Annotated in this window: 24 protein-coding genes; 3 read left to right on the top strand and 21 right to left on the bottom strand. The window is 64.9% G+C overall.

Annotated features, from left to right (window positions below; all coding sequences use genetic code 11):
- Positions 1-191 precede the first annotated feature (191 nt).
- Both R2N03_RS05575 and R2N03_RS05570 read left to right on the top strand, forming a co-directional pair.
- Entirely contained in the window at positions 192-1121 is a 930-nt protein-coding gene (locus R2N03_RS05575) for a LysR family transcriptional regulator (protein WP_316656015.1), read from the top strand.
- A 73-nt stretch (positions 1122-1194) separates the two neighbouring features.
- Complete coding sequence (locus tag R2N03_RS05570) at positions 1195-1629, top strand: universal stress protein (protein ID WP_316656013.1); 435 nt, start codon at positions 1195-1197, stop codon at positions 1627-1629.
- A gap of 135 nt (positions 1630-1764) precedes the next feature.
- Here R2N03_RS05570 and aceA read toward each other — a convergent pair whose 3' ends face one another.
- The 21 genes from aceA to R2N03_RS05465 all read right to left on the bottom strand — a co-directional run bounded on the left by aceA (position 1765) and on the right by R2N03_RS05465 (position 23081).
- Entirely contained in the window at positions 1765-3069 is a 1305-nt protein-coding gene (aceA, locus tag R2N03_RS05565) for an isocitrate lyase (protein WP_316656011.1), read from the bottom strand.
- A gap of 399 nt (positions 3070-3468) precedes the next feature.
- On the bottom strand, positions 3469-3606 hold the full coding sequence (locus tag R2N03_RS05560; protein WP_316656009.1) for a hypothetical protein: 138 nt from the start codon (positions 3604-3606) through the stop codon (positions 3469-3471).
- Between the two features lie 387 nt (positions 3607-3993).
- Positions 3994-4410, bottom strand: a complete 417-nt coding sequence (locus R2N03_RS05555; protein WP_316656007.1) for a gamma-glutamylcyclotransferase family protein — start codon at positions 4408-4410, stop codon at positions 3994-3996.
- Entirely contained in the window at positions 4407-4904 is a 498-nt protein-coding gene (gene rraA / locus R2N03_RS05550; protein WP_316656005.1) for a ribonuclease E activity regulator RraA, read from the bottom strand. Before rraA ends, R2N03_RS05555 begins: the two co-directional genes overlap by 4 nt.
- Before the next feature lie 34 nt (positions 4905-4938).
- The gene (locus tag R2N03_RS05545) at positions 4939-6660 is read right to left on the bottom strand and encodes a thiamine pyrophosphate-binding protein (protein ID WP_316656003.1); all 1722 of its coding nucleotides are present in this window, start codon (positions 6658-6660) and stop codon (positions 4939-4941) included.
- 82 nt (positions 6661-6742) lie between these two features.
- Positions 6743-7567: a LytR/AlgR family response regulator transcription factor gene (locus R2N03_RS05540; RefSeq protein ID WP_316656001.1), complete on the bottom strand. Its 825-nt coding sequence runs from the start codon at positions 7565-7567 to the stop codon at positions 6743-6745.
- A 3-nt stretch (positions 7568-7570) separates the two neighbouring features.
- The gene (locus R2N03_RS05535) at positions 7571-8809 is read right to left on the bottom strand and encodes a sensor histidine kinase (RefSeq protein ID WP_316655998.1); all 1239 of its coding nucleotides are present in this window, start codon (positions 8807-8809) and stop codon (positions 7571-7573) included.
- Positions 8810-8944: 135 nt separating this feature from the next.
- Positions 8945-9898, bottom strand: coding sequence for a CysB family HTH-type transcriptional regulator (locus R2N03_RS05530; protein ID WP_316655996.1), 954 nt, complete (start codon positions 9896-9898; stop codon positions 8945-8947).
- A gap of 41 nt (positions 9899-9939) precedes the next feature.
- Complete coding sequence (locus R2N03_RS05525) at positions 9940-11049, bottom strand: sulfate/molybdate ABC transporter ATP-binding protein (protein WP_316655993.1); 1110 nt, start codon at positions 11047-11049, stop codon at positions 9940-9942.
- Positions 11046-12032: a sulfate ABC transporter permease subunit CysW gene (gene cysW, locus R2N03_RS05520; protein WP_316655991.1), complete on the bottom strand. Its 987-nt coding sequence runs from the start codon at positions 12030-12032 to the stop codon at positions 11046-11048. The genes R2N03_RS05525 and cysW overlap by 4 nt, the downstream gene beginning before the upstream one ends.
- A 1-nt stretch (position 12033) precedes the next feature.
- A complete protein-coding gene (gene cysT, locus R2N03_RS05515; protein ID WP_316655989.1) occupies positions 12034-12948 on the bottom strand; it encodes a sulfate ABC transporter permease subunit CysT in 915 nt (304 codons plus the stop codon).
- Positions 12949-13065: 117 nt separating this feature from the next.
- Entirely contained in the window at positions 13066-13740 is a 675-nt protein-coding gene (locus R2N03_RS05510; protein WP_316655985.1) for an RBBP9/YdeN family alpha/beta hydrolase, read from the bottom strand.
- Between the two features lie 7 nt (positions 13741-13747).
- Positions 13748-14632: an EAL domain-containing protein gene (locus R2N03_RS05505; RefSeq protein WP_316655983.1), complete on the bottom strand. Its 885-nt coding sequence runs from the start codon at positions 14630-14632 to the stop codon at positions 13748-13750.
- Between the two features lie 40 nt (positions 14633-14672).
- The gene (locus R2N03_RS05500) at positions 14673-14888 is read right to left on the bottom strand and encodes a TOBE domain-containing protein (protein WP_316655981.1); all 216 of its coding nucleotides are present in this window, start codon (positions 14886-14888) and stop codon (positions 14673-14675) included.
- A gap of 70 nt (positions 14889-14958) precedes the next feature.
- Positions 14959-15798, bottom strand: coding sequence for an ATP-binding cassette domain-containing protein (locus R2N03_RS05495; protein WP_316655979.1), 840 nt, complete (start codon positions 15796-15798; stop codon positions 14959-14961).
- A 19-nt stretch (positions 15799-15817) separates the two neighbouring features.
- Positions 15818-16624: an aliphatic sulfonate ABC transporter permease SsuC gene (ssuC, locus tag R2N03_RS05490; RefSeq protein ID WP_316655977.1), complete on the bottom strand. Its 807-nt coding sequence runs from the start codon at positions 16622-16624 to the stop codon at positions 15818-15820.
- A 17-nt stretch (positions 16625-16641) separates the two neighbouring features.
- The gene (ssuD, locus tag R2N03_RS05485) at positions 16642-17805 is read right to left on the bottom strand and encodes an FMNH2-dependent alkanesulfonate monooxygenase (protein WP_316655975.1); all 1164 of its coding nucleotides are present in this window, start codon (positions 17803-17805) and stop codon (positions 16642-16644) included.
- 91 nt (positions 17806-17896) lie between these two features.
- Positions 17897-18889, bottom strand: a complete 993-nt coding sequence (locus tag R2N03_RS05480; protein WP_316655973.1) for a sulfonate ABC transporter substrate-binding protein — start codon at positions 18887-18889, stop codon at positions 17897-17899.
- 105 nt (positions 18890-18994) lie between these two features.
- Positions 18995-19687 carry an NADPH-dependent FMN reductase gene (gene ssuE, locus R2N03_RS05475; protein ID WP_316655971.1) on the bottom strand — a complete coding sequence of 231 codons (693 nt, stop codon included), beginning with the start codon at positions 19685-19687 and terminating at the stop codon, positions 18995-18997.
- A 37-nt stretch (positions 19688-19724) separates the two neighbouring features.
- On the bottom strand, positions 19725-20744 hold the full coding sequence (locus tag R2N03_RS05470) for a sulfate ABC transporter substrate-binding protein (protein WP_260802585.1): 1020 nt from the start codon (positions 20742-20744) through the stop codon (positions 19725-19727).
- A 1572-nt stretch (positions 20745-22316) separates the two neighbouring features.
- Complete coding sequence (locus R2N03_RS05465; protein ID WP_316655967.1) at positions 22317-23081, bottom strand: SDR family NAD(P)-dependent oxidoreductase; 765 nt, start codon at positions 23079-23081, stop codon at positions 22317-22319.
- 132 nt (positions 23082-23213) lie between these two features.
- On the opposite strand from R2N03_RS05465, the gene R2N03_RS05460 reads away from it, so the two are divergent.
- Positions 23214-24140, top strand: a complete 927-nt coding sequence (locus R2N03_RS05460) for a LysR family transcriptional regulator (RefSeq protein ID WP_316655965.1) — start codon at positions 23214-23216, stop codon at positions 24138-24140.
- Positions 24141-24160: the final 20 nt, after the last annotated feature.

Below are 24160 nucleotides of genomic sequence, written 5' to 3'. Positions count from 1 at the left end.
AGGCCTTGCACCGCACTTTCCGCCCAGGCAGAACGCTTTGCCGACCTTCGTAACGAAGGCCATTCTAGGAAATGTGACGCGCCGCACAAAGACGGGTTCGGTCACTTGATCTTTGACTTTTATCCATTGAATAACGAGTGATAACCTTTATATTCGTCACAATCCCGCAGCGCGCTGTATAACTACCGGCCATGGACCATTTCAAGCAGCTCGAAACCTTTGTCGCCGTGGCCACACGCGGCAGCCAGTCCGCCGCCGCTGCCGCGGAAGGCGTGGCGCCGGCCATTATCGGGCGACGCATCGACGCGCTGGAGGAGCGCCTTGGCGTCAAGCTCCTGGTGCGCACCACGCGCCGCATCACCCTGACCTTCGAGGGCTCGGCGTTCCTGGAAGACTGCCAACGCATTCTCAATGACCTGCACAACGCCGAAGCCAGCGTCTCGGCGGGCGGTGTCAAGGCCAGCGGGCATCTGCGTGTCACGGCCCCGGCCGGCTTTGGCCGCCGCCACGTGGCGCCGATGGTGCCGGATTTCATTGAAGCGCATCCTGATGTGTCCATCACGCTGGACCTGGGTGACCGGGTAGTCGACCTCGTGAACGAGGGGTTCGATTGCGCCATCCGCCTGGGCGACCTGCCGGACTCCAGCCTGGTGTCGATCCGTCTCTGGGAAAACCGCCGCGTGGTGGTCGCCGCGCCGTCGTACCTGGAGCGCCACGGCGTGCCGACGCAGCTTGAGCAACTTTCCGGCCACAACTGCCTCGCGTTCGGTGCCAGCGCCAACGTGCAGCGCGGCTGGGTGTTCCAGCAAGGCAGCAAGGCCGTCACTGTCAAGGTTTCGGGAACGATGGAGTGCACCGACGGCGCCGTGCTGCGCGAATGGTGCCTGCAAGGCCATGGCCTGGCCTGGCGCTCCTGGTGGGAAGTCGGTCATGACATTGCCACCGGCAGGCTCGTGACGGTGCTCGATGCGTTCGAAGCGCCGCCCATCGGCATCCATGCCGTGTTTCCGCAGCGCAAGCACTTGCCGCTGCGCGTGCGCCTGTTCATCGATTTCCTGAAGAATACCTACGGCAATCCGGCCTACTGGCGGCGCGCCGACGCTCTCGTCGGAATGGATTAGCCATCACTCCGGGTGGGTGAAGCCGGCCGCGCAGCCTACAATCGAGACAAAGCACAGCACCTCAGGAGGCCGCATGTTCCAGCACATTCTCATCCCGACCGATGGTTCCGAATTGTCGCGCAAGGCAGTGGCCGGCGCACTCGACTTTGCCAAGACGCTGGGCGCACGCCTGACGGCCTACACCTGCCTGGAGGAATATCCGTACACGCCCTTCTCCGAGATCGTCGTGGAGACCCCGCAGGCCTTCAAGGAGCGTGTCGAAGCGCAGGCGCGTGCAGTGCTCAAGGACGTGGAAGATGCCGCGCGTGCCGCCGGCATCCCGTGCGACACCGATATGACCTGCTTTGCCGTGCCTTACATGGGCATCATCGACGCGGCCGAGCGCCACGGCTGCGATGTCATCTTCATGGCGTCGCACGGACGGCGCGGGCTGGCCGGCCTGCTGCTCGGCAGCGAGACGCAGAAAGTCCTGACCCACACAGAGATTCCGGTGATCGTCTATCGCTGAACGTCACCCGGTTGCAGGCCGCATGCAGTGCGCACGCTGCACTGCATGCGCGCAGAAAAAAACCGCGCCACTCACGGGGCGCGGTTCGAGAGACCGGAGCGTGGTCAGCACACCGGCCCAGGTGACCTGGATGCGTCAGGCTACCTTTTTGGCTTGCGCCTTTTCTTCGAAGAATTGTTCGTCTTCCGTGGAGCCCTTCAGCGCGGTGGTCGAGGCTTCGCGCTCGATGGTCTGCGTCACGGCATCGAAGTAGCCCGTGCCGACTTCGCGCTGGTGCTTGACGGCGGTGAAGCCCCGCTCGGCTGCCTTGAATTCGGCTTCCTGCAGCTCGACGAAGGCGCTCATCTGGCTGCGGGCATAGCCGTAGGCCAGGTTGAACATCGAGTAGTTCAGGGCGTGGAAGCCAGCCAGCGTGATGAACTGGAACTTGTAGCCCATCGCACCGAGTTCCTTCTGGAACTTGGCGATCGTGGCGTCATCCAGGTTCTTCTTCCAGTTGAACGACGGCGAGCAGTTGTAGGCCAGCATCTTGCCCGGGAACTTGGCGTGGATGGCTTCGGCAAACTTCTTGGCGTATTCCAGGTCCGGCTTGCCGGTTTCGCACCACACCAGATCGGCGTACTCCGCATAGGCCAGGCCGCGCGAGATGGCTTGCGCCAGGCCCGGCTTGGTGCGGTAGAACCCTTCCACGGTGCGCTCGCCGGTGCAGAACGGCGTGTCGTTTTCATCCACGTCGGCGGTCAGCAGGTCAGCGGCTTCGGCATCGGTACGGGCGATCAGCACGGTGGGCACGCCCATCACGTCGGCGGCCAGGCGGGCAGCCACCAGCTTGCTCACGGCTTCACGGGTGGGCACCAATACCTTGCCGCCCATGTGGCCGCACTTCTTCACGGCAGCCAGCTGGTCTTCAAAGTGGACGCCGGCAGCGCCCGCTTCGATCATGGCCTTCATCAACTCGAACGCGTTCAGCACGCCGCCGAAACCGGCTTCAGCGTCCGCGACGATCGGGGCGAAGAAATCGATGTCGTCCTTGCCTTCCGACCATTGGATCTGGTCGGCACGCTGAAACGTGTTGTTGATCTTCTTGACGACCTTGGGCACCGAGTCCACCGAGTACAGCGACTGGTCCGGATACATTTCGCCGTTGCTGTTGGCGTCGCCAGCCACCTGCCAGCCCGACAGGTAGATCGCCTTCAGGCCTGCCTTGACCTGCTGCATGGCCTGGTTACCCGTCAGTGCGCCCAGCGCGTTGACGAACGGCTCGTTGTTGATCAGGTTCCAGAGCTTCTCTGCGCCACGCTTGGCCAGCGTATGCTCGATCTGCAGAGAACCGCGCAGGCGCACCACGTCTTCGGCGGTGTAACCACGCTTGATGCCCTTCCAACGCGGGTTGGTCTCCCAATCCTTCTGCAGTGCTGCCACTTGCTGTTCGCGCGTCATTTGAATCTCCTGTTCGATCGCATCACTCAAATAGAAACCGGGTCACTCACGCATCGCCTCGAGCCGCTCACGCCTTCTGGGGTGCCGTTGGGCGGCCCTAGTCATATGTCTTATATAAGAGTGTAGGAAGGCGAGGTGCAGCGCAACAAGCGAAAGATCATCACAAGAAGAAGTTTTTATTCGTTATTTTTCATATACTTACAAGCATTATTCCACGATGCGAGAACACCTCCCCCATCATGAAAGATGGCGGATGGTGCCATGCGATACACGTTTTTGCGAAACAAAAAGTCTTTCCGCATCGTGAAAATGAACTACCCGATCACCGGCGCGTGCTGGCGGGCATAAAAAACGCCGCGGGTGCGGCGTCCAAGCTGAAATGGGGAGGCGCGGATGCACTCAGGACTGCCGCGCCACGTCCGACAGAACGTCCCACTGCAGCGGGTCCGGCGCCTTGCCGCCCAGCGCCGCCGTCACGAACCTATAGAGCGCGTCGATGAAACCAGCCCGGAACTCACGCGGGAGCGTGCGGGACATTCCATCGGTCTTGGAGCGCAACCGCACGGCCATGAACGGCTGGCGCGCGCGTGTCGATGTGTGTCCAGCGGAGAAACTCCTTGGCGGCGAGCGCCCCCGATTGGTATTGACGCAGGACATTCATCGCACACCCCCGCGCGGCTGGCACAGGGAGATGCAGGGCGGTGGAGAGGGATACGAAGCGGGGCGATACCTGCTTGACGCGATAGACGTGAAGTCTCCTGGACGAGGAGGCCAGCCGTTCGCCGCTAAACGAGGGTGGCGGGCCTGACGACGGCGTTAGCAGACGATGGAAAAGCACATGGGCTGCCAAACCCGGCTGTTCGAGCAAACAGCGCCGAAATCATAGCCGCGCGATGCGAGGCACTTTTTCTGAATTTTGTGAGCCTAGCGCGCCAGGCGATGCGCCACCCAGTCGCCACCCGTGATAACGGGCCGCCCCGCGATGTGCTTCGGGCTGACGGGGTAGACGATACATTCCACGGGTTCGCCGCCCAGCGTAACCGGATGGTTCTCGCGCAGGAACAGCGCGTCGCCACCCGGGTACACCTCTTCGATTTCGTCGAGCACGGGAACAAGCGCGGCATCGATGCGATACACGTCACCGCGCACAGCTGTGCCGGTGGGGTCGAGCACGAGGCCGGGGTACGCGCCAAAGTCGTACAGGCGCCCGTGCAGCATGGCCGACCCCAGGAGCTCTGGCTCCGCAATGCCACGGGCCGCGGCGGCCACCCGCAAGTCATTGGCCTCGCCCGCCCGGAGCGTACCGTAGACGAACACGTGGATGGCGTCGGCGCGGCTCATACGAGTTTGTCCTGCGAGACCAGCACGCCGTCTTCGTCGGCATAGACCCATTCGCCCGACTGGATGTACGCGCCCGGCATCTGCACACCGACCTCGCGCTGACCGGCGTTCTTTTTGATGCTCTTGCGCGGATGCACCGCGAGGGCGTGGATGCCGACATTGCACTCGACCAGCTCGCGCGTGTCGCGCACGCAGCCGTTGATCAGAATCCCTTCCCAGCCGTTCTCCTCGGCCAGCTTGCCCAGATTGCCGCCCACCAGCGCGCAGCGCAGCGAGCCGCCGCCGTCGATCACGAGCACGCGGCCGGCGCCCTGCTCTTCCAGTGCGGCGCGCACCAGGCCGTTGTCTTCAAAGACCTTGAGCGTGGAGGCCGGGCCAGCAAACGCGGCGCGCTTGCCGAAGCTGCGGAACACCGGCGTGAGCACGCGCAGGCTGCCGTACACCAGCTTGTCTTCGTGCATATCGCACAGGTCGGTTACGGGAATCATCGTCATGGCAATGGTCGGAAGGCTGTTGGAGAAAGCGGGCTTAACTGCGCGATTGCGCGCGCAGTGAATCGATGGTTGCGCGCGGGCTGATGATGTTCGGATCGGTCTGCACCTCGATCACGCTCGCCACGGGCGCAGCCAGCGCGGTCTCCACCGCCGACTGGAACCCTTCGAGCGAACGCACCGTGTGCCCTTCGGCGCCGTAGGCTCTGGCCAGCGCGGCAAAGTCGGGGTTGCGCAGCTCCGTGCCGCTCACGTGCTCGGGGTACTCGCGCTCCTGGTGCATGCGGATGGTGCCGTACATGCCGTTGTTGACCACGATAAAGATGACCGGCGCGTTGTATTGCATGGCGGTCGCCAGCTCCTGGCCGTTCATCAGGAAGCAACCGTCGCCGGCCATGCAGATGACGGGGGTGTCGGGACAGATGATCTTGGCGGCCACCGCAGCGGGTGCGCCGTAACCCATCGCCCCGCTGGTCGGTGCCAGCTGCGTGCGCGAGCCCGCGGCCAGCGAGCCATATTGGTAGAAGCGATGCAGCCACGTGGCGTAATTGCCCGCGCCATTGGTCAGGATGCTGTTGCTCGGCAGGCGCTCGCGCAGCCACCGCATCGCACGGGCCATGTCGATGCCCTTGCCGCCAAACGGGGGCGGCACGATGTTGGCGAGGTAATCGGCGTTGGCCGCTTCTGTCCAGGCGGACCAACGCGGCGGGGTCTCGGGCGAGTCGGGCGATACACCATCCAGCGCTTCCGCAATCGCGGGCATCGATGCATGAATCATCAGATCGGCCTGGTAGACACGCCCCAGCTCTTCCGCGCCCGCATGCACGTGAATGAGCGTCTGCTTCGGGCGCGGCACATCGAAGAGCGTGTAGCCGGAAGTGGTCATCTCGCCCAGGCGCGGGCCGATGGCGAGCACCACGTCGGCGTCTTTCATCCGTGCGGCCAGCTTCGGGTTGATGGCAATGCCGACGTCGCCAGCGTAGTTCGGGTGGCGGTTGTCGAACAGGTCCTGCCGGCGGAAGACGCAGCCCGCCGGCAGATTCCAGCGCTCAACAAAGGCTTGCATGCGGGCGGCAGCTTGCGGCGTCCAGCCGGAGCCGCCCAGCAGCAGCATCGGGCGCTCGGCGTTCTGCAACAGCGTCTTCAGTCGGGCCAGGTCGTGCGGGCCCGGCCAGGCCATCGCGCGCGGCATGGGCGGCACGTCGGCCACGCTGGCCACCTCGGTCAGCATGTCTTCCGGCAGGGCCAGCACCACTGGGCCCGGGCGGCCCGCCGTGGCAGTCTGGAAGGCGCGCGCGATGTATTCGGGAATGCGCTCGACGCTGTCGATCTGCGCGACCCACTTGGCCATCTGGCCGAACATGCGGCGGTAGTCGATCTCCTGGAAGGCTTCGCGGTCGACGAAGTCACGGCCCACCTGTCCGATGAACAGGATCATCGGCGTGGAATCCTGGAACGCGGTATGCACGCCAATGCTGGCGTTGGTGGCGCCCGGGCCGCGGGTGCAGAAGACGATGCCAGGACGGCCCGTGAGCTTGCCGTAGGCATCGGCCATGTTGGCGGCGCCGCCTTCCTGCCGGCAGACGATGAAGCGCGCACGATCGCGGCGCTGGTAGAAGCCTTCGAGCACCGACAGGAAGCTCTCGCCCGGTACGCCAAAGGCCATATCGACGCCGTGAGCGACCAGCGCATCGACAAGGATCTGCCCCCCGTGACGCGGCTCGTTGGCAGGGATGGCGTTGCGTGCTGCTGTCTCCATGGCGGCGGGTCTCGCTCTCGACTCGTTGACGACACAACGGATCATAGCGGAAGCCATCGCGGGCGCACACGCCCGAATCGGTCTACATCTGCCGGAACAGGTGGGCGTATTGGCGAGCCACGGGCAACGTCTCGGTGCGGCCGCGCATCTTCAGGCCCAGTCGACCCAGCGACAGCTGCACGGCGCTCGACACGTGGGCCACGTTCACCACCGTACCGCGATGCACCTGCCAGAAATGCTGCGGGTCGAGCTGCAAGAGCAACTCGCGCAGGCTCGTGCGGATGAGCGATTCGCCACTGCCTGCCACCACGTTGACGTACTTGTCCGTCGCTTCCAGATACAGCACGTCATCTACGGGAATGAAGCGCACTTCCTGTCCGACCAGCGCCTTGATGAAGCGCAGATACCCACCTTGCGGCGCGAGGCGCGTCTGCGCGGCGCCCTGCAGGCCCGCCAGGCGTTCAACCAGCTCTGCCAGCGTCTGCGTCGGGTCGGCAGCAGCCGCACCGTTCGGCTGCGACCCGATGCGCGCCTTCAGGCGTTTGACGGTGTCGGCCAGCCGCTCGGTCTGCACGGGCTTGAGGACGTAATCCACCGCAGCCTGCTCGAAAGCGTCGAGCGCGAACTGGTCATAGGCGGTCACGAACACCACCAGCGGGCGATCTTCGCGGTCCGACAATTCACGCGCCACGTCGATGCCCGAGAGGCCGGGCATGCGGATGTCGAGGAAGACCACGTGGGGCCCCTGCCCCTCGGCCGCGTCGTCAATGAAGTCGAGCGCAGCCTGCCCGTCGTGCACGGCAGGCAGCAGCGTGGCGTCGGGCCACAATGCCGCCAGCTCGGCGACGAGGTTGTCGGCCAGCGCCGGTTCGTCGTCGGCAATCAGCAAGCGAGGGGATGCGGGCATCGGTCAGGTTCCGGCGGATACGCGCGAAGCCAGCGCGGCGGTCGGGCGGGAGAAGCGGCAACGCCATTCGGGAGCGTCGGCTTGCGAGGGCGCAGGCATCGTCACGTGCGCCAACGGCAGCTCGATGGCGATCGTCACGCCGTGCGGCATGGTCTCGGTAATCGTCAGACGCGCGGCGCCATCAAACAGCCGCGACAGGCGTTCACGCACGTGGGTGAGCCCGAGGCCCGAGCCCTTGCCGCCATCGTTGCCGAAGCCGACGCCGGTATCGCGCACTTCCAGCACGAGGCGCTCGCCTTCGCGTCGGGCCGACAGTGCGATCTCGCCACCCTCGCGCGCGGGCTCGATGCCGTGCACCACGGCGTTTTCCACCAGCGGCTGGATCAGCATCGGCGGGATGACGATGTTGGCGATGGCATCGTCCAGGGCCAGCGAGAACCGCAGCCGGCCACCAAAGCGTAGCGCCTGGATGTCGAGGTACGCGTGCAGCAGCGCAAACTCCTGCGCCAGCGTGCACTGCTCGGCACGGGCATGCGAGAGCGACGTGCGCAGAAAGCCGATCAAATGCTGCAGCAGGCGCCGTGCGCCGGCGGGGTCACGGGCAATCATCACGTCAACGTGGGCCAGCACGTTGAAGAGAAAATGCGGCTCGATCTGTGCCTGCAGCGCCATGAGTTGCGCACGCACGACCTGCTTCTCGGTCTCTTCACGCTCCAGCGCATCGAGTGCAGCCTGGCGCTGCAGCGCCGCCAGCTTGCCGCGCGACCAGTAGTAGTACGTCGCGCCCAGTGCCGCGAGCATGGCGATGATGAAACTCGTGCGCAGGCTGTCGGCGTGCCAGGGTTCCGGGTTCGGGTTGTTCTGGCACAGGATCGCGCGCGCGATCCACTGCCCGAGCGGCACGCCGATCAGCACCGCGCTCACGATGACCCACGGAAACACCTTCTTGCTTGGCGGCCCGTCGCCCCAGAGCACATGGCGCGGTATGCCAATCAGTGAGTACATCGATAAACCGATCGACTGGCTGAACACGAAATCCTTCCAGAAGGTCTCTTCTGGCCGGATGCCGAACGCAAGCACGGCCGCAATCAGCGTATTGATGCCGATGATGACCGTGTAGCGGATCGCCCAGCGCTGGGCCAGGCGCAGGCAGTCTGCAAGCGAAGGGAACGACACATTGGCGAACATGCGGGCGATCTTACCGGAGGGTGCTCCAGCGTTGAAGCGTGGGGTTTCCCGCATCAACGCGGGCCGGCCGGCGTGGAACCGAAGCTGTCCGCAGTATAGGAACGACGCCCGGGCAGACGCCACGGGCGTGCGACGAATGGCGCAATTGGATGGATGAACGGCTGGCAACCGGGTCCGTCGATGCGGCAGCTACGCCGCCAGCGCCTCTCGCGCCGACACCACCGTGGACGCCACTGCCTCCGCCACCGTCTCGCGCGACAGATGCGGCGCGAACATCCCGATGAAGTCGTGCGCATAGCCGCGCAGGTACGCGCCCCGGCGCACCGCCACGCGCGTGGTATTCGGCTCGAACAGGTGATCTGCCCCAATGCAGACGAGGTTGTCGTCCTTGCGCCCGTCATACGCCATCGACGCGATGATGCCCACGCCCACATCCAGCGCCACGTAGGTCTTGATCACGTCGGCGTCCATGGCGGTCAGCACGATTTCGGGGTGCAGGCCGGCACCGGCAAATGCCGCGTCGATGTTGCGGCGGCCCGTGAAGCCCGCGTCGTACGTGATGAGGGGGTATTGCGCCACGTCTTCCAGCGTCGGGAGCGGGTTCTTGGTCAGCGGATGGTCCGGGCTGACCACCAGCACGTGACGCCAGCGGTACGCCTCGAACGACGTCAGCCCCGGCTCGTTGGCCACGGCTTCCGTGGCGATACCGATATCGGCCTGCCCCGTGAGCAGCAGCTCGACGATGTGCGAGGGCGATGCCTCCTGCAGCGCCAGCGTGACGTGCGGGTATTCCTTGCGGAACGACTGCACCACCTTCGGCAACGCATAGCGGGCCTGCGTGTGCGTGGTCGCCACGGTCAGGCGGCCGGATTGTCGGCCGGAGAATTCCTCGCCGGCCTGGCGCAGGTTTTCGGCTTCGAGCAGCAGGCGCTCGACAATGCGGACGATCTCGCGGCCCGGCTCGGTCAGGCCCGTCAGCCGCTTGCCGTAGCGCTCGAAAATCTCCACGCCAAGCTCATCCTCCAGCTCGCGAATCTGCCGCGACACGCCGGGCTGCGACGTGTACAGCGCATTGGCGACTTCGGTCAGGTTGAACTGGCGGCGCACCGCCTCGCGGATGGAACGCAGTTGCTGGAAGTTCATGGCTCGTGTCCTCTCGTATGGGTTGTCGTCGGAGCGTCGTGTTACACGGCGGCCTGCGCGACGGGCCGTGCATTGCCTTGCGCGAACACACGGATCGCGCGCGGGCGCACCACCAGCGTTTCGCCTTCACGGAAGCCCTCGATGCGGAAGCGCTCGATGGGCAGGGAGACTTCGATGATGTCGTCGGTGTCTTCGCGCTCCAGCTCCAGCTGCGCGATGGCGCCCAGCGTGAGCGCACGGCGCAGCGTCACGGGAATGCCCTCGGCGCCCGGCGCATAGCGCTCCAGATCGATCTCGTGCGGGCGCACGAAGGCCACGGCCTGATCGGCGCGCGACGAATCCACGCCGCCCGACGGCACGGCGATGGCCGAATCACCCACGTGCAGCACGCTGCCGCCCTCGCCTTCTTCCAGGCGGCCGTGGAACAGGTTCACGTTGCCGAGGAAGCCGTAGACAAACGGCGTGGCCGGCGTGTTGTAGACCGCATCGGGGCTGCCGACTTGCTCCACCTGGCCGCGGTTCATCAGCACCACGTTGTCGGCCACTTCCAGCGCCTCTTCCTGGTCGTGCGTCACGAACAGGCTCGTGACATGCAGATCGTCGTGCAGGCGGCGCAGCCAGCGGCGCAGTTCCTTGCGCACCTTGGCGTCGAGCGCGCCGAAAGGCTCGTCGAGCAGCAGCACGCGCGGCTCCACCGCCAGCGCGCGTGCCAGGGCAATCCGCTGGCGCTGTCCGCCAGACAACTGCGGCGGGTAACGATCGGCCAGCCAATCCAGCTGCACGAGTTCCAGCAGTTCCTCCACCTTCGCGCGGATCTGCGCTTCGCCCGGCCGCTGCGCGCGCGGTTTCACACGCAGGCCAAAGGCCACGTTCTCGAACACCGTCATGTGCTTGAACAGCGCGTAATGCTGGAATACGAAGCCGACCTGGCGCTCGCGCACATGCTGGTCCGATGCGTCTTCGCCGTTCAGGTGGATGCTGCCCGAATCGGCATGCTCCAGCCCCGCGATGATGCGCAGCAGCGTGGTCTTGCCGCAGCCCGACGGGCCCAGCAGCGCAGTCAGTTCGCCCTGCTTGAAGTCGAGCGAAACATCGTTGAGGACCACGAAGTTGCCAAAGCGCTTGGTGATGTGTTGAACCTGGATGCTCATGCTGCGCTCCCTTCCAGCGGAGATTGCACGGAGACGTGCGAATGCGAAATCGATGGTGACGATAACGGTGCGACGCGCCCGCCCGGGCCTTCGCCCACGCCGGCATCTGCATCAGCCAGCTCGCGGCGGCTGCGCCATTCGACCAGCGTCTTCAGCGCCAGCGTGACAAGCGCCAACAACGTCAGCAGCGACGCCACGGCAAACGCGGCCGCAAAGTTGTATTCGTTGTAGAGAATTTCCACGTGCAGCGGCATCGTGTTGGTCAGGCCGCGAATGTGGCCCGACACCACCGACACCGCGCCAAACTCGCCCATCGCCCGCGCGTTGCAGAGGATCACGCCATACAACAGGCCCCACTTGATGTTCGGCAGCGTCACGCGAAAGAACATCTGCCAGCCCGATGCGCCGAGCACGATGGCGGCCTCTTCCTCTTCGCTGCCCTGCGCCTGCATGAGCGGAATCAGCTCGCGGGCCACAAACGGAAACGTGACAAACACAGTCGCCAGCACAATGCCGGGCACCGCAAAAATGACCTTGAAATCGTGATCGGACAGGTAAGGCCCAAACCACCCCTGCGCGCCGAACAGCAGCACGTAGATCAGGCCGGCAATGACGGGCGATACCGAAAACGGCAAGTCGATCAACGTCAGCAGCAGGTTCTTGCCGCGAAACTCGAACTTGGCGATTGCCAATGCCGCCGCCACGCCAAACACCACGTTCAGCGGCACGGCAATCACCGCGACCGTCAGCGTGAGATAGATCGCCGACAGCGCGTCTGGCTCAATCAACGCTTCGAGATAGACAGCGACGCCCTTCTTGAACGCCTCGACAAACACGCTGGCCAGCGGCACGAACAGGAACAGCGCCAGGAACACGAACGAAACGAGGATCAGCGCTGCGCGCACCCAGGCAGATTCTGCGGTGGCGCCACGGCGGCCCACAGCGGGCGCCTGACCGAGTTGACGGGAGACAGTACCGGCCATGTCAGGCTCCTGCTGCCGCATGGGCGGTCGGGGGTTCTGGGGCACGCTCGATGGCGTCATTGCGATTGCCACGGCGGCGCGTCCAGGCTTGCAGCAGATTGATCACCAGCAGCAGCGTGAACGAGATGCCGAGCATGACGACGGCAATGGCAGTGGCGCCCGCGTAATCGAATTGCTCCAGCTTGGAATAGATCATCAGCGGCGTGATCTCGGAAACCATCGGCATGTTGCCGGCGATGAAGATGACCGAGCCGTACTCGCCGGTGGCACGCGCAAACGCCAGCGCAAAACCGGTCAGCAATGCGGGCAGCAAGGTCGGCAGAATCACGCGAGCGAAGGTCTGCCACCGCGTGGCGCCCAGGCTGGCTGCCGCTTCTTCCAGTTCGGCCTCCAGGTCTTCGAGCACCGGCTGCACGGTGCGCACGACAAACGGCAGGCCGATAAACGTCAGCGCCACCACGATACCCAGCGGCGTGAACGCGACCTTCAGCCCCAGCGGTTCCAGCCGCGAGCCGATCCAGCCATTCGGCGCGTACAACGCGGTGAGCGCAATGCCGGCCACCGCAGTCGGCAGCGCAAATGGCAGATCCACCAGCGCATCGATCAACCGCTTGCCCGGAAAGCGATAGCGCACCAGCACCCACGCCACGATCAGCCCGAACACGAGGTTGATCACCGCGGCAATCAATGAGGCACCGAACGTCAGCTTGTACGACGCCACCACACGCGGCGCGGTGACGGTCGTCCAGAACGCATCCCACGTCATGGTGAACGTCTTGAGGACCGTTGCCGACAGCGGGATCAGGACGATCAGCGCGAGGTACAGAAGCGAGAAGCCCAGCACCGGCCCGAAACCGGGCAGCACGTTGGCGGGCTTAGGCCGCCTGGACAAAGAAAACGCAGAAGACAGGCTCATCAGCGCACCGATAAAAATGGCCGCAGGGCAAAACACTGCGGCCGATATGCAGATGAACCGATTGTGGCGGACCGCTCTTATGACGAAAACGAATATTTGCGCATGTGCATCATCGTTTTAGATATAAGGCGTGCTGGGTAAGACATCCCACTGCGCTTGCCAGTCGGCGCCATCGCGGGTGGTGTCTTCGGCACCTGCGCGGCCGATCAGGCGGTCGAGCAAGTCCAGGCCGGCGTCCCATTCACCGAGGTTGGAATCGGCGTTGATATGGCCGGCCTCGCCGGCGTCGACGAATTCCGTGCCCCACCGCGCGGCCCAGTCGATGGCACTACCTTGCGGCATCCACGGATCGTTACGGCTGGCGACGACCGTGGCCGGGAATGGCAGCGTATGGCCGGGCAGCAGATCCCACACGCCAAACTTGTCCGGATCCGCCGGCGCGACGAGCAGCACCGCCGCCACCGCCTCCTTGGTCTGCACTGCCCAATGCAATGACGCCAGGCAGCCAAAGCTATGCGCCACCAGGATCACCGGGCGCCGGCTGCGCGTCGGCGGACGCTCGGCGACTGCCGCATCCACCGCTTCGCCCACACGGGCGGACCAGCGCGGCAGGTCAGGCGTTGACCAGTCGTTCTGTTCCACGCGACGCCACGCCGGGAAGCGCTGCTCCCAGCGCGTCTGCCAGTGGCCGGGGCCGCTGCCATGCAAGCCAGGAACGGTCAGGATGACGGCGTCTGCCGGCCACTGCCAGGCGGGTGCGTCCGATGCGGTTGCGGGTGCGCTGCGTGCCATGTCGTACTCATTGCGTCAGAGAAAGGCCGGCCGCGCTTTGCTGCTGTTGCACCAGCGGCGCCTGCGCCATCGGTACCACCATGGGCGCGGGTGCAGCCTCCGGCTCGGGTTCCGCGCCGGGCAGGATGCTGCCCTGCACATACGTGATACCTGCAGCGCGGGCCAGTTCCAGATCGCTCGGGTGTTCGCAACGCCGCAACGCCAGCGTCACGCCCAGCTCACGCGCCGAATCGGCCAGCGACACCACGTTGCGCGTGCGCCAATCGCGCCGTGCGTCGAGCTTCAGATAAGCCGGCCTGGCGTGCACGAGCAGCGCGCCCGCTTCCGCCGGGTCCGATGCCTGCACGGCCACGGCAAAACCGTTGCGCCGGTAGTTGTCCACCACGAACAGCAGCAGCCCCAGATCGTCATTGGCCGTGGACGGCACCTGGATGACGAACTGCTCGGGATGCAGCCCCAGCGCCGTCACCGCACGGTGGAACGCCTTGCCGTGGTCGGCCGCCACCGCCGCCAGCAACCGGCCATGCACATTGACGACCAGCCGCCGCGCGTCGGTGCGCGAAAAATAGTTGAGCGTATGCACCAGCCGGCACAGGCGGTCCAGCTCGACCAGCGTGCCGTCATCCGACGCCAGCGAGAACACCTTCCACGGGTTCAGGCCCAGATCGCCGTCGCGCGTCCAAGTGCGCATCAGCGCTTCGTGGCCGGCAAGCGCCAGCGTGCCATCAGCGGCCAGCTGCCAGACCGGTTCAAACAGGCTGGTCAGCGCGCAGTGGAAGAACTGGCCCTGCACGCGGCCGGCGGCGTCGCGCCACAAGTGGCGGTCCGGCGTCGGGGCGCTGGGCAGCGTGCCGAGAAATTGTGCGAGTGCGGTGGTGTGCATCAGGCTCATGGGTGAGGCTCCTTGTTGGGTCGCCGTCTCCTCCCCGTCCTTACAGTTTGGCGATCGAGACTTCAGTCGCCTTCACCAGCGCAACCACTTCGCTACCGACCGTGAGGCCGAGGCTGTCGACCGAGCGCGTGGTGATGACCGAGGTGACGATGCCGGCCGGGGTCTCCACGTCGATCTCCGAGAGCACGTCGCCCCGGATGATCTCCTTGATCTGCCCGCGAAACTGGTTGCGTACGTTAATCGCTTGGATGCTCATGATGTTCCTTCTTAGATGACAACGGCACTACGTGCCAATGAATGTTTTCAGGAGAAAGGTTTGCCGCGCCTTACACGGCCCAGCGCACGGCGGTGGCCGACACGTCAAAGGGTGATGCCCACGCCGTGTGCGAGCGCACATCGGTCACTTCGTTCGGATCGGTCTTGCGCTGCATCACGCGATTGAGGATCGCCTCTTCCAGCCGGGCAAACGCGGGCGAACCACGATGGCGCGGACGCGGCAGATCAATGCGCTCATCCAGCGCAATGCGGCCGTCTTCGATCAGCACCACGCGGTCGGCCAGCGCCACCGCCTCGGCCACATCGTGCGTGACCAGCACGGCGGTAAAGCCAAGGCGTTGCCACAGGCCTTCGATGAGGTTCTGCATGTCGATGCGGGTGAGCGCGTCGAGCGCGCCCAGCGGCTCGTCCAGCAGCAGCAGGCGGGGGCGATGCACCAATGCGCGCGCCAATGCCACACGCTGGCGCTGCCCGCCCGACAGGCGCGCGGGCCATTCCCCTGCCCGCTCGGCCAGACCGACTTGCGCGAGCACTTCAGCGGCCTGCGCGCGTCGTGTTTTCGGCAGGCCGAGCGCGACGTTGTCGAGCACCTTCTTCCACGGCAGCAGGCGGGCATCCTGGAACATCACACGAGCATCGTCGTGCAGGCCGTCTTCGGCGTCGCCGTCGCGGCGCAGGTGGCCATCGTCAATGCCTTCCAGCCCGGCAATCAACCGCAGCAGCGTGCTCTTGCCGCAGCCGCTGCGCCCGACGATGACGACAAACTCGCCCGGGGTGATGTCCAGATCGATACCGTGCAGCACTTCACGGTCGCCATAGCGTTTGACGACGTGCTCGATGTGCAGGGCGGTGCCGGCCAGCGCGGCGTGTTCGGTAGCGTTGCTTTGCATGCGTCTCTCCAATTCAGCCTCAGGCCGCGGCTTGATAACCGGGGTGCCAGCGCAGCCAGTAACGCTCCAGCCCACGCGATAGCCAATCCGCCAGCTTGCCCAGCAGCGCGTAGAGCAGAACGCCAAGCAGCACCACATCCGTCTGCAGGAACTCGCGCGCATTCATCGTCATGTAGCCGATGCCGGCCTGCGCCGAGACCGTCTCCGCCACGATCAGCGTCACCCACATCAGGCCGAGCGAGAAGCGCACGCCCACCAGGATCTGCGGCAGCGCCCCCGGCAGGATCACCTCGCGATACAACTGCGCACGCGACAGGCCGTAGCTGCGGGCCATCTCCACCAGCGCCGGATCGACCGAGCGGATGCCGTGATACGTGTTCAGGTAGATCGGGAAGAACACGCCCAGCGAGACAAGAAACAGCTTGGCCGACTCGTCGATGCCGAACCACAGGATCACCAGCGGAATCAGCGCCAGCACCGGGATGTTGCGGACCATCTGCAGCGTGGTGTCGAGCAGTGTCTCGGCGGTGCGGAAGGTGCCAGTCAGCAAGCCCAGCGCCAGCCCCAGCGAACCACCGATCGCAAAGCCCAGCAGCGCGCGCCACGTGCTCACGGCCACATGCGTCCACAGCTCGCCGGAGCGTGCCAGCGCAATAGCGGCCTTTGCCACGTCCAGCGGTGCCGGCAGGATGCGGTTCGACAGCCAGCCCCATTGGGCCGAGGCCTGCCACAGCACCAGCAGCACCAGCGGCACGATCCACGGGGCCAGGCGTTGCTGGACGGTACGCAGGAAGGTCTTCGCCTTCGGTTTCGATTCGGATGCCATTACTGTGTCCCCCGGGCTCAGCTTGCCGCCACGCGCGGCACGATGCCGGTGGCAATCACTTCGCCAAACGGGCCGTTCAGCACGTTGCCCGGCAGCTTGTCGCGCACCGAGCGCGGCAACAGCGGGAACACCAGTTCGGCAAAACGGTAGGCCTCTTCCAGATGCGGATAGCCGGACAGCACGAACGTATCGATGCCCAGCTCGGCGTATTCCTGCATGCGCGCGGCCACGGTTTGCGGATCGCCCACCAGCGCCGTGCCGGCACCGCCGCGCACCAGACCCACGCCGGCCCACAGGTTCGGGCTGATTTCCAGATCGGCGCGCGTGCGCTTGACGCCGTTGGCATGCAGCGCGGCCATGCGTTGCTGGCCGGCGGAATCCATCTTGCGGAACGCCTCTTGCGCGCGCGCCACGGTGTCGTCGTCAAGCTTGCTGATGAGCTTGTCGGCGGCAGCCCAGGCTTCTTCATCCGTCTCGCGCACGATCACGTGCAGGCGGATACCGAAGCGCACGGTGCGGCCATGCCTGGCAGCGCGCGCCCGCACGTCGGCCAGCTTCTCGGCCACAGCCGCAGGCGGTTCGCCCCAGGTGAGATACGTGTCGACCTGCTCCGCTGCGAGTTCGTGCGCCGCCTCCGACGACCCACCGAAATACACCGGCGGATGCGGCCGCTGCACCGTCGGATACAGCACCTTCGCACCCTTCACGCTGAGGTGCTTGCCGGTGTAATCCAGCGCAGCGCCTTCGTGGCTGGCCGCCAGCGTTTCGCGCCAGATGCGGATGAATTCTTCCGAGGCTTCGTAGCGTTGCGCGTGGTCCAGGAACAGGCCATCGCCGGCCAGCTCCGACGGATCACCACCGGTGACGAGGTTCACCAGCAAGCGGCCATTCGACAGACGGTCGTACGTGGCGGCCATGCGGGCGGCAAGCGTGGGCGCCATCAGCCCGGGACGCACCGCCACCAGGAAACGCAGGCGCTTGGTGACGGGAATCAGGCTCGCAGCCACGATCCACGGGTCTTCGCACGAGCGGCCGGTGGGAATCAGCACGCCCTCGTAGCCGAGCGTATCGGCGGCCACGGCCACCTGCTGCAGATAGGTGTGATCGACCTGGCGTGCGCCCTCGGCAGTGCCGAGGTAACGGCTGTCGCCGTGCGTCGGGATGAACCAGAAAACTTGCATGAAAGCTCCTCGAATCGTATTCAGCGTTAGGCGATTGCCGGTTGCGCGGGCGTCGCGGGCCGTGCGGCTTGGATATCGATCGTCATGGCAATCAGCGCGCAGCTTGTTGCGTCGTCGGTTGCCACGCAGCGTCGGCCACCTTCACCGGACGCGGAATCAGCTTCAGTGCGTGGAACGTGTCGGCAATGCGCTGCTGGTCAGCCAACGCCTCGGCGCCGACAGGCTGGATGCCGTAGGCAATGCGCGATACCGAACGCGCCACCACGGCCGGCTCCAGCCCCAGCTGCGGGCCCAGGATGGTCGCCACGTCCGTGGCGTGTGCAGCAGCCCAGGTGTCGGTCTTCTTCAGTTCATCGAGCACGATGTTCAGCACATCGGGCCGTGCGCTCGCATACCCTTTCGATGCCAGGAAATACTGTGAGTTGTTCACCACGCCCGTGCCATCGGCCAGTACGCGCGCGCCGAGCTGCTGTTCGGCTGCGGCGAAGAACGGGTCCCAGATCACCCAGGCGTCGATGGCGCCGCGCTCGAAGGCGGCACGGGCATCGGCAGGCGTGAGGTTGACGGGCTGGATGTCGCTGTAGGGCACGTTGGCCTTTTCCAGCAGCTTCACCAGCAGGTAATGGACGTTCGAGCCCTTGTTGAAGGCCACGCGCTTGCCTTTGAGATCGGCCACGCTCTTGAGCGGCGAGTTCTTCGGCACGATGATCGCCTCACCGGCCGGCGCAGGCGGCTGGTTGCCGACGTAGACCAGATGGGCACCAGCCGCCAGCGCGAAGATGGTCGGCGCCTCACCGGTGGTGCCGAAATCGATGGCGCCGACGTTCAGGCCCTCCAGCAATTGCGGTCCGGCCGGGAATTCTGTCCACTTCACCTCGATGCCCTGGGCGGCGAGGCGCTTGTCCAGTGTGCCGCGCGTCTTGAGCACGGTCAGCGTGCCGTATTTCTGGTAGCCGATGCGCAGTTGCTTCCCGGCTGTAGGCGGCGGCGCGTCGCTGTTGGCAAAGGCAGCGGATACGCCAACCGTGGCGAGAAGCGCTACGGCGATGTTCAAGGTTCTACGCAGGGGCGAATGGGTTGTCATGGTTTGATCGATGCGAAAGATAGGGACGGCACAATCCGCGCGCAGGCGCTGCGCGGCATGAGAACAACGGGAACGGTGTAAGAAGGTGGCGGCGCGTTCAGCGCATCACGCCAGACATCGCATTCGCTCGGCGTCGGCCTGCGTGTGGGTCTGCGTATGGGTCTGCGTATGGGTCTGCGTATGGGTCTGCGTATGGGTCTGCGCATGGGCGAGCGTTGCGGCACGCACCGCGCTGCGGCTTGAAACGATGACCTGCGCCACGGCCGGATGCCGTGCCAGCGCCAGTGCCTGATGCACGCGCTCCACGCCGTCATCCAGGCGCTGCTGCAGCGATGGGTCGACGCTCACGCCGTCATCGGCCACGACGATCTGCGAGTCGACTGCAAAGATGCCCGGCAGGATCGAGCGCGCCGCCAGCGCCGTCAGCACGGGGCGCAGCGCGTAGTCGATCGCCAGCGTGTGGGCGAGGCTGCCGCCGGTGGCAATCGGCAGCACGACCTTGTCGCGCAGCCCGCTCTGCGGCAGCAGATCGAGAAACGTCTTGAGCAGCCCGCTGTAGGCCGCCTTGTAGACCGGCGTGGCAAGAATCACCACGCCCGCCGCTTCCACCCGCGCCACCGCATTGGCGATGGCGGGGTCGGACACCTGCGCACCGAGCAGCGCATCGGCCGGCAGGCTGCGCAGGTCCAGGTGGTCCGCCTGCTCGCCGGCGCGTTGGAGCTGCGCACGCACATGGCCCAGCAGGCGCGCAGATCGCGATTGCGCCGAAGGGCTGCCGGAAATCGTCAGGATTTGCATGATGCGGATCACCCGATGTCGTTACGTCGTGGGGGCCTTACTTGCCCGGTTGATAGAGCTGGTCAAACTGCCCGCCGTCGGCAAAGTGCGTCTTCTGCGCCTTCTGCCAGCCGCCGAACGTGTCGTCGATGGTCACGAGCTTCACCTTCGGGAATTCGCTCTCGTGCTTCTTGGCCACGGCCGGGTCGGTCGGTCGATAGAAATTCTTCGCACCGATCTCCTGCCCTTGCGGCGTGTACAGGAACTTGAGATACGCCTCCGCGGCCTTGCGCGTGCCCTTCTTGTCGGCCACCTTGTCCACCACCGCCACCGGCGGCTCGGCCAGGATGGAAATCGACGGCACTACCACGTCAAACTTGTCTTTGCCTTCCACGCGCGAGGCCAGCAGCGCTTCGTCTTCCCACGCGATCAGCACATCGCCGATACCGCGCTCGGTAAAGGTGGTGGTCGCACCGCGCGCGCCCGAATCGAGCACCGGCACGTTCTTGTAGAGCTTCTGCACAAAGTCTTTGGCGGTGGCGTCCGAACCGCCCGGCTGCTTCAGTGCGTAGGCCCAGGCGGCCAGGTAATTCCAGCGTGCGCCGCCGGAGGTCTTCGGGTTGGGCGTGATGACGGCGATGCCCGGCTTGACCAGGTCGTTCCAGTCCTTGATGCCTTTCGGGTTGCCCTTGCGAACGAGGAAGACGATGGTCGACGTGTACGGCGAGGCGTTGTGCGGCAGGCGCTTCTGCCAGTCCTTGGCCGTCAGGCCGCGCTCGGCGATCGCGTCGATGTCGTAGCCCAGCGCCAGCGTCACCACATCGGCATCCAGCCCGTCGATCACGGAGCGGGCCTGCTTGCCCGAACCGCCATGCGAAGCGCGCAGGGTGATGTCCTCACCCGTTTCGGCCTTCCACTTCTTGGCGAATTCGGTGTTGATTTCCTTGTACAGCTCGCGCGTCGGGTCGTACGACACATTCAGCAGTGTCGTTGCCGCATGCGCACCCACGGTTCCCCCCGCCACGATGGCAGCCGCCGTAGCACGTACAAGCGTATTGAACACAAACTTGCGAATCATCTTGCAGCTCCGTTTCTGATCTCTGATGGATTTGGAATAGGAGCAAGACTACCGAGCGGGTCTTGTACGGGGAACGAATGGTTTCAGGGAATGTTCATTGGTTTTTGCATAAAGGCGGGGATTGGGGCTGCGCGGATGCGGGGCAACGGGCTTCAGGCGAGGCGCCAAGCGTGGCGCTTGAGGGTCAAACCCCGGACTTTGGATGTCGGAGAGCCGAGCTTGGGCCTTGGACAGCGGGACTCCGGGGGTTTTGGGTGGAGGTCGGGCCTCGGAGAGACGTCGGGTCGATTGTTTTTGGGTGGAGCTTGGGGGTTGGAGGGTGGAGCTTGAGGGGTTTTGGGTGACGCTTGAGTGTTGGAGGGTCCAGATTGAGGGTTTTTGGGTGGAGTTCCAGTCTCGGACGGCGGAGCTCGAGGGTTTTTGGGTGGACTTTCACTCTTGGATGGTGGAGCTCGAGGGGTTTTGGGTGGACTTCCACTCTTGGACGGTGGAGCTCGAGGGTTTTTGGGTGGACTTCCAGTCTTGGATGGTGGGGCTCGAGGGTTTTTGGGTCGAGTTCGGGTGTTGGAGGGTGAATTGCCCCGGCACCGGGAGTGTCAGTATTTCCGTGTTCAAGGGGGCTTCCTTGGCCCGGGCGTTTTTTGTTGGTGGTGCATCTCTGTTTCACCCCCTGCCGGGGGCGACTCACTTTCTTTGTCTTGCCAAAGAAAGTAAGCAAAGAAAGGCGCGCCCGATGCGGCGACCCCCTCCTTGAATTTCTGTCGCAAGGAGGGAGGGGAGGCAAACTCGCTGCGCTCAGACAGCCTCCCCTCTTTTTCCTCCTTGCAACAGAAATTCAAGGCGCCGCATAGGGCAGGGAGAGGCCAAACCGTCGATCACCCGTGCAGCAGAAGCCACCAACACAACGCGAAGCAAAGCGAGCAACGACAGCAAAAAACGAGTGCCAGCCAGGCCAGCACACCGTCGGTTTGGCCTTTGACGTTCCTGCCCTTGATGGCGCCTTGGATTTTTGTTGCGGGGAGGATCAAGAAGGGAGGCCTGTCTGAGCGAAGCGAGTTTGCCTCCCTTCCCTCCCCGCGACAAAAATCCAAGGGGAAGTCGCCATCTCGGGCGCGCCTTTCTTTGCTTACTTTCTTTGGCAAGACAAAGAAAGTGAGTCGCCCCCGGCAGGGGGAGAAACAAGAGGTACGCCGCCGCGCCAAGCCCCAAGCCCTCACGTTTCCAGTTCTGAACTCCACGCACGGAGCATTTTTCTCGGCCTCCCGAGCTCAGAACTCGATCCACGGAGCTTTTTGCTCGGCGCCCCGAGCTCGGAGCTCGGCGGATGGAGTTCAGAGCTCGACGGATGGAGTTCAGAGCTCGACGGATGGAGCTCAGAACTCGACGGATGGAGCTCAGAACTCGACGGATGGACCTCAGAACTCGGCGGATGGAGCTCAGAGCTCGACAAATGGCGCTCAGAACTCGGCGGACGGAGCTCAGAGCTCGACAAATGGAGCTCGGAGCTCGACGCCTGGATTTCAGAACCCCACAGTTGACGTTCTGAACCCCATGCGCAGGGACGTGCGCTGCTTACAGGAACATCCCGCCCGACGCCTCAATACGCTGCGCATTGACCCACCGGTTATCTGGCGACAGCAACGAGGCCACCACGCCGCCAATATCGTCCGGCAGCCCAGCGCGCCCCAGCGCTGTATTGGATGCCACCATCGCATTGAGGCTCGCGTTGTCGCGCACGGCGCCGCCGCCAAAGTCCGTCTCGATGGCGCCCGGCGCCACCACGTTCACGGCAATGCCGCGCGGGCCAAGTTCCTTCGCCAGATAGCGCGTCAGCACCTCCACCGCACCCTTCATTGCCGCATACGCGCCGTAGCCCGGCAGCGCAAAGCGCGCCAGCCCCGACGAAATATTCACGATGCGCCCGCCGTCCGCCATGAGCGGCAGCAGAATCTGCGTGAGGAAGAACACGCCCTTGAAATGCACGTTTATCAGTTCGTCGAACTGCGCTTCGGTGGTTTCGGCCACGGCGGCATGCACGCCAACGCCGGCGTTGTTGACGAGGTAATCGAAGCGCTCGGCCTTCCACTGCGCCAGCACGCCGCGCACGGCCTCGGCAAAGGCGGGGAACGTGGCGATCTTGCCCGCGTCGAGCTGCAAGGCGGCGGCACGGCGGCCCTGGGCTGTCAGTTCAGCGACAAGGGCATCGGCTTCAGCGCGGTTGCTGCGGTAGGTGAAGATCACGTCGGTGCCGCGCTGGGCCAGCTTCTGCACCATGTTCTTGCCAAGGCCGCGGCTGCCGCCGGTAACGATGGCGATGGGGGTATGGGTCTGCGTCATGTTTGCTCTCCGGTTGGATTTGAGATGGGTGTCGAACACCGTGAGAGCATGGTATTGGGCGAGTAGCAAAGAATAAATCTCGCTTATCCTATCGCTGTGTTTGTCCACAGATAACAATCAGCCCACCCCGCCATGTCCACCAACCGACTCGAAGCCATGCAGATCTTTGTGCGCGTGGCTGAACTTGCCAGCTTCACGCGTGCGGCCGAAGCGCTGAGCATTCCCAAGCCGGCTGCCTCGGTGGCGGTGCAGCAGTTGGAGACGATGCTCGGCACGCGCCTGCTGCACCGGACCACCCGCAAGGTGCAGCTCACGCAGGACGGCCAGACGTTCTACGAGCGCTGCCAGGACCTGCTGGCCGACATGGACGAACTGCAGACCATGTTCCGCCAGAGCCCGCAGGCGCTGCGCGGCCGTCTGCGCGTCGACATGCCGGTGGGCGTCGCGCGCCGCATCGTCATTCCGGCCCTGCCCGCACTGCTCGATGCGCACCCCGAGCTGGAAATTGAACTCTCCAGCACCGACCGCCGCGTGGACCCCGTGCGTGAAGGTTTCGACTGCGTCTTGCGCATCGGCACCCTGACCGACAGCAGCCTCATCGCGCGCCCGCTCGGCCAGTTGCATCAGGTCAACTGCGCAAGCCCCAGTTACATCGCACGCCATGGCCTGCCGCAAACGCTCGACGACCTCGACCACCATCGCATCGTCCATTACGTGCAGACGCTGGGGACGAAATCACCGGGGTGGGAATACACGGTGGATGGCCGCTCCGCGTTCCGGCCGATGAAGGGCGCGGTGACCGTCAGCTCAGCCGAGAGCTACGATGCGGCGTGCCGCGCGGGGCTGGGGATGATCCAGGCGCCCGTATATGCGGGGCTGTCGTCGGCGATTGCGGACGGCACGCTGGTGGAGGTGCTGCCCGACTTCCGGCCGCCGCCGATGCCGGTTTCGCTGGTGTATCCAAACCGGCGAAACCTGCCGGTGCGGGTGCAGGTGTTCATGAACTGGCTGGGGGCGTTGTTGGGGCCCTATCTGGCACCGGTTTCGGCCGGTCGGTAGCGCGGGGGACTTCGCATCCC

Origin of the sequence: Ralstonia condita, from assembly GCF_958405655.1 — a bacterium.
GTDB lineage: Bacteria > Pseudomonadota > Gammaproteobacteria > Burkholderiales > Burkholderiaceae > Ralstonia > Ralstonia condita.
The sequence above is the reverse complement of the archived record's forward strand: the minus strand, read 5'-3'. Positions and strand labels throughout refer to the sequence as shown.